The sequence below is a fragment of the Streptomyces litchfieldiae genome (assembly GCF_031845365.1).
Lineage (GTDB): Bacteria > Actinomycetota > Actinomycetes > Streptomycetales > Streptomycetaceae > Streptomyces > Streptomyces litchfieldiae.
Genome location: NZ_JAVREL010000001.1, coordinates 269,730 through 284,960, shown reverse-complemented (window position 1 = coordinate 284,960; position 15,231 = coordinate 269,730). Strand labels below are relative to the sequence as shown.

The 15,231-nt window shown below is 75.3% G+C and carries 15 protein-coding genes; 5 read left to right on the top strand and 10 right to left on the bottom strand.

Features of this window, described 5'->3' with window-relative positions:
* Nucleotides 1–194: 194 nt before the first annotated feature.
* From RM590_RS01325 to RM590_RS01315, 3 genes are read left to right on the top strand one after another with little or no spacing between them, the layout of a single operon-like run.
* Complete coding sequence (locus RM590_RS01325; RefSeq protein ID WP_311702418.1) at nucleotides 195–638, top strand: VOC family protein; 444 nt, start codon at nucleotides 195–197, stop codon at nucleotides 636–638.
* Between the two features lie 12 nt (nucleotides 639–650).
* Complete coding sequence (locus tag RM590_RS01320; RefSeq protein ID WP_311702417.1) at nucleotides 651–899, top strand: helix-turn-helix transcriptional regulator; 249 nt, start codon at nucleotides 651–653, stop codon at nucleotides 897–899.
* Nucleotides 896–1,489 carry a hypothetical protein gene (locus RM590_RS01315; RefSeq protein WP_311702416.1) on the top strand — a complete coding sequence of 198 codons (594 nt, stop codon included), beginning with the start codon at nucleotides 896–898 and terminating at the stop codon, nucleotides 1,487–1,489. Before RM590_RS01320 ends, RM590_RS01315 begins: the two co-directional genes overlap by 4 nt.
* A gap of 22 nt (nucleotides 1,490–1,511) precedes the next feature.
* Here RM590_RS01315 and RM590_RS01310 read toward each other — a convergent pair whose 3' ends face one another.
* A complete protein-coding gene (locus RM590_RS01310; RefSeq protein ID WP_311702415.1) occupies nucleotides 1,512–2,387 on the bottom strand; it encodes an NAD(P)-dependent oxidoreductase in 876 nt (291 codons plus the stop codon).
* Between the two features lie 107 nt (nucleotides 2,388–2,494).
* On the opposite strand from RM590_RS01310, the gene RM590_RS01305 reads away from it, so the two are divergent.
* Nucleotides 2,495–3,067: a TetR/AcrR family transcriptional regulator gene (locus RM590_RS01305; protein ID WP_311702414.1), complete on the top strand. Its 573-nt coding sequence runs from the start codon at nucleotides 2,495–2,497 to the stop codon at nucleotides 3,065–3,067.
* A 69-nt stretch (nucleotides 3,068–3,136) separates the two neighbouring features.
* On the opposite strand, the gene RM590_RS01300 is transcribed toward RM590_RS01305, so the two are convergent.
* From RM590_RS01300 to RM590_RS01290, 3 genes are all read right to left on the bottom strand, one after another.
* Nucleotides 3,137–4,024, bottom strand: a complete 888-nt coding sequence (locus tag RM590_RS01300; protein WP_311702413.1) for an arginase family protein — start codon at nucleotides 4,022–4,024, stop codon at nucleotides 3,137–3,139.
* Nucleotides 4,025–4,174: 150 nt separating this feature from the next.
* The gene (locus tag RM590_RS01295; protein WP_311702412.1) at nucleotides 4,175–4,825 is read right to left on the bottom strand and encodes a GNAT family N-acetyltransferase; all 651 of its coding nucleotides are present in this window, start codon (nucleotides 4,823–4,825) and stop codon (nucleotides 4,175–4,177) included.
* Nucleotides 4,826–4,960: 135 nt separating this feature from the next.
* On the bottom strand, nucleotides 4,961–5,545 hold the full coding sequence (locus RM590_RS01290; protein WP_311702411.1) for an NADAR family protein: 585 nt from the start codon (nucleotides 5,543–5,545) through the stop codon (nucleotides 4,961–4,963).
* A gap of 172 nt (nucleotides 5,546–5,717) precedes the next feature.
* On the opposite strand from RM590_RS01290, the gene RM590_RS01285 reads away from it, so the two are divergent.
* Complete coding sequence (locus RM590_RS01285; protein WP_311702410.1) at nucleotides 5,718–6,512, top strand: FHA domain-containing protein; 795 nt, start codon at nucleotides 5,718–5,720, stop codon at nucleotides 6,510–6,512.
* A gap of 39 nt (nucleotides 6,513–6,551) precedes the next feature.
* On the opposite strand, the gene RM590_RS01280 is transcribed toward RM590_RS01285, so the two are convergent.
* The 6 genes from RM590_RS01280 to eccD form a co-directional block, all read right to left on the bottom strand.
* Nucleotides 6,552–8,753 (bottom strand): serine/threonine-protein kinase, encoded by a 2,202-nt coding sequence (locus tag RM590_RS01280; protein ID WP_311702408.1) that lies wholly within the window; start codon nucleotides 8,751–8,753, stop codon nucleotides 6,552–6,554.
* A 139-nt stretch (nucleotides 8,754–8,892) separates the two neighbouring features.
* Nucleotides 8,893–9,723: a hypothetical protein gene (locus tag RM590_RS01275; protein WP_311702407.1), complete on the bottom strand. Its 831-nt coding sequence runs from the start codon at nucleotides 9,721–9,723 to the stop codon at nucleotides 8,893–8,895.
* A gap of 5 nt (nucleotides 9,724–9,728) precedes the next feature.
* Nucleotides 9,729–10,976 carry a type VII secretion protein EccE gene (locus RM590_RS01270; RefSeq protein ID WP_311702406.1) on the bottom strand — a complete coding sequence of 416 codons (1,248 nt, stop codon included), beginning with the start codon at nucleotides 10,974–10,976 and terminating at the stop codon, nucleotides 9,729–9,731.
* A gap of 17 nt (nucleotides 10,977–10,993) precedes the next feature.
* Nucleotides 10,994–12,391, bottom strand: a complete 1,398-nt coding sequence (eccB, locus tag RM590_RS01265) for a type VII secretion protein EccB (RefSeq protein ID WP_311702405.1) — start codon at nucleotides 12,389–12,391, stop codon at nucleotides 10,994–10,996.
* Between the two features lie 2 nt (nucleotides 12,392–12,393).
* Entirely contained in the window at nucleotides 12,394–13,752 is a 1,359-nt protein-coding gene (gene mycP, locus RM590_RS01260) for a type VII secretion-associated serine protease mycosin (RefSeq protein WP_311702404.1), read from the bottom strand.
* Nucleotides 13,753–13,757: 5 nt separating this feature from the next.
* Nucleotides 13,758–15,227, bottom strand: a complete 1,470-nt coding sequence (gene eccD, locus RM590_RS01255) for a type VII secretion integral membrane protein EccD (RefSeq protein ID WP_311702403.1) — start codon at nucleotides 15,225–15,227, stop codon at nucleotides 13,758–13,760.
* Nucleotides 15,228–15,231: the final 4 nt, after the last annotated feature.

Below are 15,231 nucleotides of genomic sequence, written 5' to 3'. Positions count from 1 at the left end.
CACGGTGAGTGTCAAGTAACAGTGGGCGAGGGGGTGTTGCCGGGGAGTGCCCCGAAACGAGTGCAGCCCCGAACGGGGGTGCGATGTTCTTCGGCGTTTTCTCCCGGCGGGAACGCGGTTACTTCACGCCCGTACGGAGAACACCGCGCCCCGGCCTCCCGCCCCGCGCCGGGCCGAGCCGTTACGTTGACCCCATGGAACAGCGCATCAGTCTGCTCACCCTCGGCGTCGCCGACCTGGCCCGGGCCCGGGCGTTCTACGAGAGCCTGGGCTGGCGGGGCCAGGTGGTCGAGGAGACCGCCTTCTACCAGGCCGGCGGCCTCGGTTTCGTCCTGTGGAGCCGCGAGAAGCTGGCCCAGGACAGCGGCATCGACGACGACCAGCCGGACGGCTTCGGCGGCATCGCCCTCGCGCACAACGTGCGGTCCGAGGACGAGGTCGACCACCTGCTGGCGGCGGCGCAGCGCGCCGGTGCCACGATCACCCGGCCCGCGGCGGCCACCTCCTACGGCGGCTACGCCGGGGCGTTCACCGACCCGGACGGCCACGTGTGGGAGATCGCCCACAACCCCGGGTTCCCGATCGCCGCCGACGGCTCGATCACCATCCCCGACTTCGGCGCCGGCTCCAAGATGTAGTACTTCTTATACATGGCCGAGCAGGTGCACAACAGATTGTCCGTGGTGCGCGCGGAGCGGAAGGTGACGCGCCGGGCGCTGGCCGAGGCCGTCGGTGCCCACTACCAGACGATCGGTCACATCGAGCGGGGGCAGTACAACCCGAGCCTGGACCTGGCGCTGCGGATCGCCGCCCACTTCCGGCTGCCCGTGGAGGCGCTGTTCTCGCTGGAGCCGTTCCGGCCGCTCACCGACGAGGTGTACGGGAGAGCGGACCGATGACGGCCGACGCACGGAACGAGCGGCACCGGGCGAACGACGGGAACGAGGGGAACGACGACATGACCGCCGAGCCGACGACCTACGACCGCAGGATGCTCCGGTTGATGAACCGGGAGGACGGCGCTCGCCTGCACGCCCGCCGGGGGCAGCGCCGCGCCTGGACCGCGGCGCACATCGCGCTGACCGCGGCCACGCCCGCGGCCTTCCCCCTGGCGGGCGACAACGCCGTGCTGCTGCTGGCGCTCGTCGTCCCGCTGACCCTGGCGTGGTGCGTGTGCACGGGCGTGCTCAACGCCTCGACGCGCGGCCTGCTGGAGCTGCGCGCCCGGGTGCTGGACGAACGGCAGCTCGCCGAGCGCGGCCGCGCGCACACGGCCGCGCACCGGGCGCAACTGTCGCTGATGCTGGCCGCGTTCGCCGGCCTGGGCATCGCCGTGGGGATCTCCGGCGAGATCACCGCCGGCCCGCTGGCCGCCGTGCTGCTGGGCCTGCTGCTGACCCACTGGCTGCTGCCGCTGTGGATCGCCGCGCTCCGGGCGCCGGACGAGCCGCAGGACGACGTGGTGGAGGAGGCGGGGCGGACCGCCTGAAGGTCCGCCCGGCGGCCGGGAGTTACGCCGTCGGCCCGGTCAGCAGCTCCACCAGGCTGGAGAAGCTGTCGGCCGCGTGCCCGGCCGCCATCCCTCGCCGGAAGAGGGCGACGACCGTTTCCGGCAGCGTCGTGTCGACGCCCGCGTCCGCGTTGGTGTGCAGGACGTGCTCGGCGCTGGCCAGGCCCATCGCCAGCCGGTCGACATCGCCCGCATGATGGCCAGCGTCGACGCGTTCCGCGTAGAAGCGGAGGAAGCCCGGCATGCTCGTCATGGTCCCCACGGCGTGCGGCAGGACGTCCGCCGCCGTCAGGCCGTTGGCCCGGCCGAGCGCCAGGGCCTGCCAGTAGGCGAGCATCGATGTCCAGAACATGACCATGCCGATCTGGTAGTGCAGCGCCGCCAGACCCGGGTCCTCGCCCCGGTAGTCCGTCCCGGTCAGCACCCCCAGGGTGGTCCGGTGGGCCTCGAAGGCGGCGCGGGGGCCGCTGTAGAACGTCGACGATTCCGGCTTCCCGATGCCGGAGGGCGGCACGGTGACACCGCCGGAGAGCAGCACCGCGCCGCGTTCGGCGGCCCAGCGCGCGCCCGCGCGGGTGCGCTCCGGGGTGTCGGAGCCGAGGTTGACCAGGACCCGTCCGGCGAGGGCGGCCGAGGCCGGTTCGAGCACGTCGTACATCGCCGCGTAGTCGGTCAGGCTCAGCACCACCAACTCATGGGCGGCGACGGCCTCTTCTGCGCTGCGGGCGACCAGCGCGCCGCGCGCGGCCAGGGCGTTGGCCCGCGACGCGGTGCGGTTCCACACGGTGACGGGGTGGCCGTGGTCGAGAAGGGTGCCGGCCATGGCCTGCCCCATGGGGCCGAGGCCGATGACGGTCACGGGCTGCTTGCCGCTCATGGCGGGAACCTCCGGGATCACAACGACTAAAACGAACGCTCTACTCAGAGCGTGGCCCGAAAGTAGCACAGTTCTAAAACGAGCGTTCTAACCAGTAGGGTGTCCGCATGGGCCAGAGCACCCGGGACCGGATCGTCGTCACAGCGGCACGCCTCTTGCAGCGCCAGGGCTATGTCGGCACCGGCATCAAGCAGATCGCCAAGGAAGCGGAGGCCACCCTCGGCTCCGTCTACCACTTCTTCCCCGGCGGCAAGGAGGCCGTCGCGGTCGCCGCGATCAGGTACAGCGCCGAGGAGTTCGCCGCCCTCCTGCGCGAGTCGCTCGGCGGCGAGGAGGATCCCGGCCGGGCGGTGGAGGCGTGCGCCGGGCGGCTGGCCGAGGGGCTGCGCGAGTCCGGCTGGGTCGACGGCTGCCCGGTCACGGCCGCGGCGCTGGAGACACTGGGCACCGACTCCGAGATCCAGCGCGCGTGCGCCGACGCGCTCGCCGCCTGGGAGGGCATCGTCCACGACAAGCTGCTGGGCTCCGGCCTTTCCGGCCCCGACGCCCGGGAGTTGGCGACGACGGTCATCAGCACCCTGGAGGGCGCCGAGGTCACCGCCCAGGTCAACCGCGACGAGGAGCCCCTGCGCGCGGCCGGCCGGCAACTGGCCCGGCTGATCGCCACCTACGGCGCATAACGCCTACGGCCGTGGCGTGATCGGTGCGACGGACCTCACGCCGCACGGCGTCAATGAGTGGCGCGCCCGTCACCGGGCCGCGGCGGACAGCCCGTGGCCCAGGCACTCGGTGAGGCGCGCGGCGAGCGTTCCGCCCTCGTCGAGACGGGGGTTGAAGATCGTGACGTCGAACCCGACGGCCCGCTCGGAGGCCAGCGCGATCCGCAGCACGTCCTCCAGCTCCGCCCAGCTCAGCCCGCCGGGCTGGCGGTAGTCGACCGCCGGCATGAGCGCGTCGTCCAGGACGTCGACGTCGAGATGGACCCAGTGACCGGCGCTCTCCCCGCCGGACAGCAGACCGACCGCCCGGCGGGCCGCCGCGGCGGCGCCGGTGGCGCGCACGTCGTCGAGGCCGAACGCGTGGAGCCCGGGCGGCAGCGGCTGCATCCCGGCCTCGGCCGACTCCTCCGCATCGCGGAAGCCGAACGCGACCACGTCCTCGTCCCGCACCAGGGGCCCGCGCTCCTCCAGATCGGTCAGCGGGCCCGGTCCCCGGCCGGTGGCCAGCGCCAGCTCCATCGAGGCGGCCTCGCCGAGCGGTTCCGCCGCCGGCTGGTAGAAGTCGGTGTGGCCGTCCAGGAACAGCAGGCCGTACCGTCCGCGGCGGCGCAGGGCGAGCAGGCCGCCGAGGAGGATGCTGCAATCGCCGCCCAGGACCACCGGGAACCGGCCGCCGTCCAGGACCTCGCCGACGGCGTCGGCCAGCGCGGCGGAGTAACGCGCGATGGCGGCCGCGTTGCGGATGCCGGTCTCCGCGTCCCGCGCCGGGTCGTACGCCGGCGCCTCCACCCGGCCGGCCCGCGCCGCGCCGAGGCGGCGCGGCAGACCGGCCGCGATGAGCGCCGCCGGCAGGTCCTGGACGCCGGAGGGCCGCAGCCCGAGCACGGATGGCGCCTCGATGAGGGCGAGTTCACGCATGCCGGGCTCCTTCCGCCCTGCCGTCGGCCTCCGACGATGGTCGCCGCCGCGCGTGCCGGGCCGCCGCCCGGCACGCGCGTGTCGGCGCCGTTCACCGGCACGGCGCAAGCGCGCCCTCCGTCTCCGCGCCGAGGGTGGCGCGGCGCCGTCTCACCCGGGTTGGCCGGCGGGCCGCGTCGCACGCCGGTAGCGGGACAGCCGCTCCTCCAGCCGCCGTCGGCAGTCCGGCCATTCGTCTGCGATGACCGAGAAGATCGCGGAGTCGCGCAACTTGCCCTGCTCGCCCGGCGCCCAGGACTGGGACCAGTTCCGCAGAACGCCCTCGAACCGCGCCCCGACGGCCTGGATCGCGGCCCGCGAACGGCTGTTGCGCGCGTCCGTCTTGAGATCGACCCGGGCCACGCCCCACTCCTCGAACGCGTGCTGGAACAACAACAGCTTCGACTCGGGGTTCAGCCCGGTGCCCTGGGCCGACGCCGCGAGCCAGGTGAACCCGACCTCCACGGCGTACAGCCCGTCGCCCGACGGCCACACCCGCGGGTCCCAGAACGCCGTGGCCCCCACCGCCCGCCCCGATGCCCGGTCCACTTGCGCGTACGGCGCGAGCCGGCCCGTCGCGGCGCGGCCGAGCTGCGCGTCGATGTACTGCCCGACCTCGGCCGCCGCGGGCACCCAGGTGAACCCGTACGAGCCGCGGTCCTCCTCCGCCGCCGCGGCCAGGTCCGGCGCGTGACGATGGTCCAGCGGCTCCAGGCGCACCAGCGAGCCCTCGAGAACCGGCGCCTTGAGTGTGAAGCTCATCGTTCCTCTTTCCGCGCCGGACGTCGGCCCCGCGCATCGGTCGAACAGAGGCGGACCCGCCGGGTCCGCGCCTGGGGAGGACCCAACCAGCAGGCGCCGGGCCCCGCCACCGATTTCGGCGGCCGGCGGCCGTGCCTAGCCCGCCGGGCCGGCCAGCCGGGCACGGGCCTCCATCAGGGCGAAACCGAGGAGGTTCTGCCCCGGCCAGCGCGCGGGATCGGTGGCGCGCTCGTCCTCGGCGGACAGGCCGATGCCCCACACGCGGTCCCGAGGGCTCGCCTCCACCAGGACCCGCTGCCGCGTGCCCAGCAAGTACGCGCGGAGAGCCGGGTCCTGGCCGAACTTGGCGACGTTGCCCGCGACGACCACCTCGAACCGGGCCGCGGCCCAGCGCTCCTCGTCGAAGCCGCGCACCAGCCGGCCCAGGTTCTTCGCCTCCGCCGGGGTGCGCGCGGCGAGGATCGCCTCGGCCCTGCTCGTGTCGCCGAACAGCCTGGCCTTCGCCGCCATCATCCAGTGCTCGGCGCTGGCGTACGCGACGCCGTCCACCACGAAGCCGGACGGCCACCACTGGCTGAGCACCCCCGGCCCGGCCGCCCCGTCAGGCGCGGGACGGTGTCCCCAGAACATCAGCCACTTCGGCCGCACGCCCGCGGCGATGAGCGCGGCGAGACCGGCACGGCTGCGGGCCCCGGCGGGGCCGGCGTTCTCTGTTCCCATGCCGGGATCCTCCCAGCCGTCCCGCGGCCCCACGAACCGAAATTCGCGCGGACCGGCCGCGCGGCGGTTCCCGTTGATCCACTTCCTCGTCATCCGCGCGCAAGCGCAGCGACCTCCCGGGTGTCGGCAGCCGGGGGTAATCTTGGGGTGACTCACGGAGAGGGGATGAACCGTGACGTTGCCCGTACCCAGTTCGTCGAGCAAGGTCAACATCCTGCCCAGGGACTTCGGCAGTCTGACGCGCGGGCTCCCGCCGTCGGTCCCGGTCGGCACGCTCTTCGCCCTGGGCGTGAACGGCGGCATGAGCGTCGCACCGGACGCCCAGTTTCCGCTGATCTTCGGGCGCAGCGAGCCCGATGTGCACGTCTGCGTCGGCGCGGACGATCCGCATGTCAGCCGGCAGCACGGGCACATCACGCGCGATCACACACGCTGGGTCCTGCACAACGTCGGCCGGCTGCCCATCCGGCTCTCTCCCTCGCGGCTGGTGCTCAGCGGCGACTGGGCCGAACTGCCCACCGGGTACACGCCGTTGTTCATCCTCGGGCCGCGGCAGGAGCACCTCCTCGAGGTGCGGATCGCCGCGCCGTCGCCGTCGGCGGTCCCGGGGGCCGAGTACGAGGCCAAGACGCAGGGGCCCAAGGTGTGGCCGCTGAGCCCGGTCGAGAAGCTGGTGCTCGTCTGTCTCGGCCAGCGGTACGTGCGCAACGAGCCCTATCCGCAGCCGCTGACCTGGGCACAGGTGGCCGCGGAGCTGAGCGAGTTGCAGCCGGAGGAGCGCTGGAGCGAGCGCCGGGCGGCGCACATCGTGACGAACGTGCGCAAGCGGCTCAGCCGCTCGGTGCGCGGCCTCCTGGAGGATGAGGTCCCGCCGCCGGTCGGCAACACCCTGAATCACAACCTGATCATGGAGCTGCTGATCAGCACCACCATTCTCAAGTCGGATCTGGATCTGCTCGGCGACTGACCGGGGCGGGACCCGGAAGGCGCGGCCGGTGGCCGGGCGTCAGCGCGCGGGCAGCCGGTCGGCGGCGGAGCTGGTGAGCTCCCGGGCCAGCTCGCACAGATCCTCGACAGGACGCTGACCCTCGACGCGCAAACGCAGCATCTCGACGGCCCGCTCGGCGTTCTGCCCGTCGTATCCGCGGTATTCGAGGAAGACCGTGCATTCGTCGCCGCTGTCCTCCGACTCGACGATGGCGTCGTAGTCGCCGAGCCGGACGCGCTCGCCGTCCTTGGGCTGGTCGCGGTGGAAGCCCGCCACCGCCGTCAGTTCGTCGGTGTCGCCGGACCACTCGCACTCCCAGTCGCCGACGCCGGCCTCCGGATCGGCGTCCAGGCCCGCGTTGGCCAGCGTCGCGTCGCCGAGCAGCTCGCAGGCGTTCACCCAGGCCAGCGAGTTCTCCGGGTACGCCGGTGAACGCCGGGGAACCGGCCCCTGGTTCAGAACGTCGGCCGCGCTCCGGGCGGCAGCGTCGGCGATCTCGCACAGCGTCGCGTCGCCCCCGGCCACCTCGCCCTTCCCCTCCAGGTTGGCGCGGATTCCGACCAGAATGCCGTCCGCGCCGTCGTCGGGCGGGAGCAGCACGCGTCCGCACTCGTCGGCCTTCGGCTCGGCCTCGACGACGCCGATCGTCCCGATGGGGTCGGCGGGCTGGGACCCCTCGGGCGGCCCGCCCCGGCGAAGGTAGGTCTGCACGTCGATGCGGGTGTCCCCGTCACGGATGTGCAGTTCGCAGACATGGAAGTTCCCGTAGTCCACGTCCGTTTCGGCCAGGCCGAATTCGGCGAACGCGTCGGTGTTGGTCAGAGCGCACACGTCGGCGGTGCGGGGGTCGCCGATCAGGGACCGTCGTTCGGCGTTGGCATCGTCGCTGGTGCCCTCGCTGGTGCCGCCCGCCCGCGGGTCGTCGTCGCCGCCCGCCACGTTGGCCACGATCAGCCAGGTGGCCAGGGACAGCGCCACCACTCCGGCCGCCGCCGCCAGCGCGTACCGTGCCGGCCCCCGGCGCCGCGAGGACGGCCGGGGCCACGGGGAGGTGGCGGGGGTCCGCGTCGGGGGCGGGGGCAGCGCCGCCGGGGGAGCGGGCGGCGCCGGGAGAGCGGACGGCGGGGAGTTCTGCGGCATCCACGACGACGGCGCCGGGGACATCCCGAACCCGCCGGGGACAATCGTCGTCTGACCAGGTCTCACGGAGGGCAGGGCCGACGCGGACGGAAGGGAGGGGGAGGACGCCGGGGGGAGCTGCGGATCCCGCGCCGACGGCGGCTGTGGGCCCCACGACGAGGGCGGCCGGTCGGCCTCGGGGCCCTCGAAGGCGAGCAGATTCGCCGCGACCTGCCCCAGCCGCGCCGTGAGCCCCGACGGCAGCCAGTACTCGTTCCCGGCACGCCTCCGCGCGAACGGCGGGATCCCGGCGAGGGGCGGCCGTTCACTCGCGTCCTTCAGCAGGCAGTGGAGCACGAGCGTCCGCAGGTCCCCCTTCAGCCGTCCGTCCTCCGGACCGAGGTGGGGCGCCTCGTTCAGCACCCGGTGCATCACGGTGTGTGTCGGCGCGCCGTCCCAGGAGAAGGGGGACATCCCGGTCGCGGCGTACGCCAGCACCGCGCCCAGTGCGAACACGTCCGCGGCGCCCGTCAGTTCGTCGCCCCGGATCTGCTCGGGCGGCATGTAACCGGGGGAGCCGACCATGCCGCCCGTCCGTGTCACCACGCTGGCGTCCACCGACCGCGCGATGCCGAAGTCGATGACCTTCGGCCCCTCCAGTGTCACCATCACGTTCGACGGCTTCAGGTCACGGTGGATCAGCCCGTTGCCGTGGACCGCCAGCAGCGCGCTGGCCAGGCCGTACGCCAGTGCCCACACCGAGCGTTCCGGCAGCGGCCCGTGCAGCGAGTCCACCACCTCCCGCAGCGGCGACCCGACCACATACCCGGTGGCGACCCAGGGGACGGGCGACTCGATGTCGTGGTCCAGCACCGGCGCCGTCCACATGCCCGTGACGCGCCGCGCCGCGTCGACCTCCGCGCGGAACCGCCGCCGGAAGTGGGGCTCCCGCGCCAGCTCGCTGTGCACGACCTTGACCGCGACCATCCGTCCGCTGGGCGAGCGTCCCAGGAACACCCGCCCCATGCCGCCCTCGCCCAACCGCCCCAGCAGCCGGTACGGGCCGATGGCCGACGGATCCTCCGGATTCAACGCTTCCACTGCCGTCCTCCCCTCCCTCAACGCCGCCTCCAGCGTCCTCGATCATGGTCGCCTCACCGGTGTCGCCGCTCGCGTGTGATACGCGGCCACCGGGCCGGGACATGTCGCGGACCATCATGACGGGTTGAGCGGGGAGCGGTCACCGGAGAGGTGGTGCTCCGGGGGTCAGGAGGGCGTTCTCGCCGGGCGCGATGTCCGGGCGGAGGATCTCGGTCGCGGTGGGGCGGAAGAGAACGATCTCCCCGGGGGCGAGCCCGGAGGTGAGCCGGGCGGCCTCCGGGCCGAGCAGGCGGCCGATGGCCTCGGCGTGCTCGGCGCCCAGGGCGAGCAGGACATGCGGACGCCGCCAGAAGGCGGAGCCGCGCGGCAGGCTGGGCGCGACGTGCAGCACGGTTCGCCAGGGGCCGGCCGTCACGGCGGCGGGCGGCGGGCGGCGCTGGTCGCTGACGAGGGCCTGCGGCCCGGCGTCCACGCCGGGCGGGGCGGGGGTGTGCCGCGGCCAGGCGGCCGGGTCGTCGGTGAACGCCAGTTGCTCGCCCGCCGCGTGACGGATGCCCCGCCAGGGCCCGGGCTCCCTGGTCGCGGCGGTGACCATCGCGCCGGTGGCCAGCAGGCGCAGCGCGACCAGGCGGCCGAAGAGCGGCTCGCCCAGGACCGCGATACAGATCGCCTCCGGCCTGGGGCAGGGCAGCGCCACGGGCCGGCCGTCGCGGGCGGTGCCCAGGTGGATGCCGAAGCGGGCGGGCGTGAGCGCGAACGGCGTCCCGGTGTCGTCGCGCCAGCCGGCCTCCGGGAGGGTGGCCAGGTCGGGCGTCGGGAGCGGGGGTTGGTCGGGCGCCGGCCGCGCGGGCACCGGTCCGCCGGGGCCGGGGGGCCGCGGGCGGGGCGGGATGAGGGCGATGGTGCGGGGCTCGGACGGGACGCGGCCCCGAGGGGCCAGGTCGAGGGTGGTGGGTTCGGGAGCGCTCATCGTTCTCACCTGTCTCCTGGGGTCGCGAAGCCGGTCGCCTCGTCGAGGGAGCGGGAGGGGTAGGCCAGCGGCAGGGTGGCCAGCAGTCCGGCGGCCTGGTCGGTCGCCGGCGGGCCGGCGACGCCCGCCGCCTCCAGCCGGTCGCGCTGGGCGGTGGCGTGCTGGGCGAGGGGACTGACCACGCGCACCGCGGCGCGGACGCAGAGTCCGGGGCCTTCCCCGGGCGCCGTGGGCCCGGCCGTGAGGGTCGCCGCGGCGACCACGCGGTCGGCGGTGCAGCCGCTCATGCCGGACAGGAGGTGGTGCCAGTCGCTCTGGGAGGTGACGCTCGCGGTGAGGGTGGCGTGCGTGGCCGCCGCGCCCGCCCAACTGGACGAGCGCGCCGTGCCGCCCGGCTGGGGATCGCCGAGCTGCCGCAGCAGCTGCCGCGCCTCGGCCGCGTCCAGCGGCGTGGTCGGCGCGCCGTGCGCGGCCAGGAGGGCGCGCAGCCGGGCGGCGGCCGCCACCACCGCGGCGCGCGCGCCGTCCTCCCCGCCCCCGCGCCGGACGGTGGCCTCGGGCGCGTCCAGCGGCTCGTACCGCACCACCAGCCAGGACCGTACCGCGACCGGGCGGTCCCCGGCGGGCAGTTGGCGGTAGACGACGGTGGGCCGGAAGCGGTGGTGGAAGTCCCAGGACGGCACGCCGAACTGCTCCACCACCACCTGCGCCGCGGCCGGCCGGGCCGGGTCCTCGGCCAGCCACCGGGCCACGATCTCGGCGGGCAGCGCGGGCAGCACGCCGCCGGGGAACGCGGCGACGGCGGCGTGGCCGCGACCGTCGGACACCACGCCCAGGGCTCCCGCGGGCTCCTCGGAGTCCGGGAGGCTGTGCCCCCGGCGCGCGGGGACGTTGCGGTCGGCGACCTCCGTCACGGAGAGGGCGGGCAGCAGCGTCTGCGCCACGCCCAGGTCCCCGTCCGGGCCGCCGGAGCCCGGGGGAGTGACGGCCAGCTGGCCCCGGCGCAGCCGGGCCAGCACCCGCCGGTCCGCCCAGTCCCCGCGGAACCTCACCAACGACCCCACCGCGAGCAGCACTCCGGCGCCGACGAGGACATAGCCCCAGCCGCCCCAGGCGGTCCGCACGGCCAGGCCCGCCGCCACGCCGCCGAGCCCGGCCTCCACGGCCACAAGCCGGGCCCGGCCGAACCGGACGCGGCGGAAACGTTCGCGGCGGGACCGCGCGCGGCCCGCCTGTGCGGCGCCGGATCCCACGCGCCTTCTCCTCACGTTCATTCGCTCTCCCCCTCGCGCTCCTGGGCCGCCGCCTCCGGTGCCAGGACGGGACCGACCGGCAGCAGGTCCACATAGGCGGTGGGCATGGACGGCGCCCGGGCCGGGTCGTAGCCCAGGCGTTCGACGGCGTCCGGCGAGGACAGCGGGTACGCCGTCCCGCCGTCGGTGATCAGCGTGTGGGTGCCGCCGGTGCCGGCCGAGGTGACGGCGCGGACCACGGTGCCCGAGCCGGCCGGCAGATAGATCCGGTCCAGCAGGCCGAGCCGGCCCCCGTCCTGGGCCTCGACGGGCACCGTGTCCTCGGGGGCGGGCATGGTCCCCGGCAGGTGGACGGTGGCCCGCCAGGGCGCGTTGCCCGGCTGGCTGCCGGGCGGCGTGCTGACACAGACGGGCTGGTTGCGTTCCAGCACCTGGGCCTCGGGCACCTCCTGGGGCCAGGCCGGGTTGCCGGGATCGCCACTGGAACGCGGCGCCTGGGCGGCGTCCGAGAAGCTGATCAGGTGGTCCCGCTCGGCCTCGCCGGACAGCAGGGTGTGGACCAGCCCGGAGATGGGGACCAGCCCGTCCCGGCGCACCAGGTAGTACTGGCGGGCCTCGCCGTTGTCGTCGGTGTGGGCGATGTCGCCGACGGTCGCCTCGAAGGGCAGCTCGGCCGCCGGTTCCTCCCCGGTGCCGGAGCCGGGGTCGGGGATGGTGATCTCCGGCCCCTCTGGGACGGTGGCGATGATCCCGGCGGGCAGCCGCACGGGCTGCCGGAGCAGGCCGAGCAGGTCCCGGACGGCCGGTTCGACGGCGTGCCGCCGGCCCCCGGTCAGCAGCCACAGGCCGCCGTCCTCCGTCTCCACGAGCAGCGTCGGCCCGCTGCCCCCGGCGTCCCCGGTGGGCACGCCCGGCACGGAGATGTACAGGGCGGTCTGCACCGGGTCGCCGCCGGTCTCGGCGGGCGTGGCGCACAACGTCCAGTCCCCGTCCAGCAGATCGTCGGCCTCCGGCAGCGCGTCCGGGGCCCCGGGGATGCCGACCGGCAGCCCGCGCGCCGCCTCGTCCAGGGTCGCCTGCCGCACCTCGGTGAGCTGGCCGCCGCCGGCCAGCAGGGCGGAGGCGAGGTTGAGGGCGGGGTGGGCCACGCCCTCGGCGACCACGTAGGAGTCGCCGCTGTCGCCGACCACCACCGCGCCGTTGGCCGGCAGCGCCGGGCCGCGGCCGCCGCCGAGCCAGCCGGCGACGCCGAACCCGGCCATGACGAGGACGCCGACCGCGATTCCGGCGCTCAGCGACCGGTTCAGGCGGCGGCGGGGGTCGAGGCGGGCCTCGTCCGCCCCCCGGAGGAGGCTGGTGCTCATCCGGCGGTTGGCGTACGCGTACGCCTCCGCCTGTTCGCGTGTTGTGGCCATGGCTACATCCGATTCCGGGTCGGGTTCGCGGTCCGATTGCGGGTCTGCTCCTCGCCGCCGCTGTCCAGCCACGCGAGGCTGGCGGCGGGCGGGCCCGGGGCGTTCGACGGCTCCCGCGGCGGTCCTTGCCGCGGTCCGAGGGGTGCGGTCCGTCCCGGCGCGGTGCCGGCCCGCCAGTTGCGCCGGACCGCCCGGCGCACCCCCGGCGCGGCCAGCAGCACGAGGAGCACGGTCAGCAGCAGCACGCCGCTGACGGCCAGTCCGGTGACGGCGCTGGAGCTGAGCGGCGGTTCGTCGCCCGGCAGCGCCTGGGCGGGGATGCGGCCGGCGGATGCCTCGTCGCCGTCGCCCCCTCCGTCTCCCTCAAGGTGGGTCAGCGCGCCGAAAGGATCGACCAGTCCGGCGCCGGTGCGGTCGTTGGGCCCGCCGCCCAGGGGCGTGGCGGAGCCGGTCAGCCGCTCGGCCACCTGCTCGGCCGTCAGGTCGGGGAAGCGGGAGCGGACCAGCGCGGCGGCGCCGGACACCTGCGCGGCGGCGAAGCTGGTGCCGTCCACCGCCCGGTAGCCCTCGCCGGTGGGGGCCACGACCACGACATCCTCGCCGATCGCGGCGAGGTCCACCCAGGGGCCGGCGTTGGAGGAGTCCAGCGGCTGGCCGTCGATGCCGACGGCGCCGACGGCCAGCACCCCGTCGTAGGCGGCGGGGTACATCTTGGCGTTGCCCTCGTTGCCCGCCGCCGCGACGACCAGGACGTCCGCGTCGAGGGCGCGCTCGATGGCGTTGCGGATCGGCTCGTGGTCGACGGGCACGGCGAGCGAGAGGTTGATGACGCCGGCGCCGGCGGCCACGGCGTCGTCGATGGCGGCGGCCAGCGTGCGGGGGGTGGCCCGGTCCACGCCGTCGGCGATGCGGACGGGGTAGACGGTGGCGTCCGGGGCGACCCCGGCCATGCGGTCGCCGTGGGAGCGCCGGGCGGCGATGAGCCCGGCGACGGCGGTGCCGTGGCCCTCGCAGTCCTGCCGCGGCGCGGGGTTGCTCTTCTCGAACTCGCGCTCGTCGAGCACGGTGGTGAACTCGCTGCCCCTGTCCACCTGCCCGTCGAGGTCGGGATGTCTGGCGTCCACGCCGGAGTCGATGACGGCGACGGTGACGCGGGCGCCGGTGGACAGGTCCCACGTCTGGTGCAGTCCGAGCTGGGCGATGAGGGGGTGGGGGTCGGCGCCCTCGGGCATCTCCTCGCCGGTCACCTGCGTGCGGCACGGCTCCGCGGCGGCGGCGGGGGTGGTGGGCAGCGCGACGGCGGACAGCGCGGTGGCGAGAAGCGCGAACACGGTGGGGAGGGCGGACTTCGCGTCGCTCATGGCCCTCACGCCCTCATGTTCAGAAGAGCGCCGTAGACCTCCCACACCGCCAGGACGAACGGCACCACGGCCACCAGCAGCGTGGTCTCCAGCACGTCCAGCGTCCGGGCCAGCCGGGGGTTCGGGCGGCGGCGGCCGGCCGCGAGGCCGACGCCGCCGGCGACCAGGGTGACCGTCAGGACCACCGGGACGAGCACGCCCAGCAGCGGCGCCGTCTGCGCGGCCCGGTCGGTCACCGTGAACACCGCCGCCCCGGCGGCCGCGGCGAGCGCCGTCGCCAGCGCCGTCGCGACCTGTCCCAGCTCCTTGAACAGCCGGGCCCGCAGCAGCATCAGCACGGTCAGCGTGCCGCCCAGCACACCCGCCCACAGCTCGGTGGCGGCGAAGAGCCACAGCGTCGCCCCGCCCGCCACCAGGTGGCTGCCGAGGATCATGCCGCCGAGCACCCGGCGGGCGGCGGTGACCCGCGCCGTCAGTTGCTCATGCGCGAGCTGGCTGGGGAGGCGTTCCAACTCCTCCGTGGTGGCAGCCAGTTGGGGGGTGGGGATGCGGGCCACGCGCAACGCGACGGTGGGCCACAGCGTGGTCAGCGCCAGCGCGAGCGGGCCGGCGACCGAGGCGGCCTCCGTCGGGGTGACGTCGCGCCAGATGGTGCAGATGACGGCCCCCACGGCGCCCAGCGGGCCCGCGACGACCAGCGCGGCGAACGCCCCGTCCCCGCCGCCCACCAGCACCGGCCCCAGCACGCCGAACACGGCCACCATCGCGCAGGCCAGCAGCAGGTGTTCGGAGCCCAGGCCGCTCGCGTCGTGCTCCGCGCCGAGCAGCCGCACCGCGCCCACCACGGCGGGCGGCACGGCCAGCAGGCCGGCGAACGTTCCCGCGTGCACGTCGTCGAAGCCGCGCGACGCCAGCACGCCCACCGCCAGGGCGAGGACCGCCGTGGTCAGCGCCAGCCAGCCGGGCACCGCTCCCGGGGCCACGGCGAACGCGGCGCAGCCGGTCAGCAGGGCCAGGGCCGTCAGCGCGGCGGCGCCGTACCGGGTGGCCCGGGCGGGCCAGGTGGTGCGGACGCCATGCTCGCCGATGACCTCGACGACGTCGTCGTAGAGCGGCGGGGTGGCGTCCGCGTTGCCATGGGCGAGGAAGAGCAGGTCGCCCTCGGTGACGCCCTGTTCGCCGAGGGAGGCGGCGGCGTCCAGCCGGGTGCCGTCGGCGCGGCGCAGCACCCAGCCGCCGTGCCGGACCCCGCCGTCGGGGCCGGGGTCCTCGCCGGTGTGGTGCAGCAGCGTCGGCAGCAGCGGCGCGAGCGGCACGGCCGCGGGGACGGCGAGGTCCGCCCGCCCGGACGGCCCGGCGAGGCCGATGCGGACGAACGCCGTTCCGGCCTGCGCCGTGACGCGCGTCCGGGCCGCGGGGTCGGGGGAGGGAGCGGGTGCGGGTGCGGGCGGGTGGTGGGTGAGGCTGGCACTCATGGCT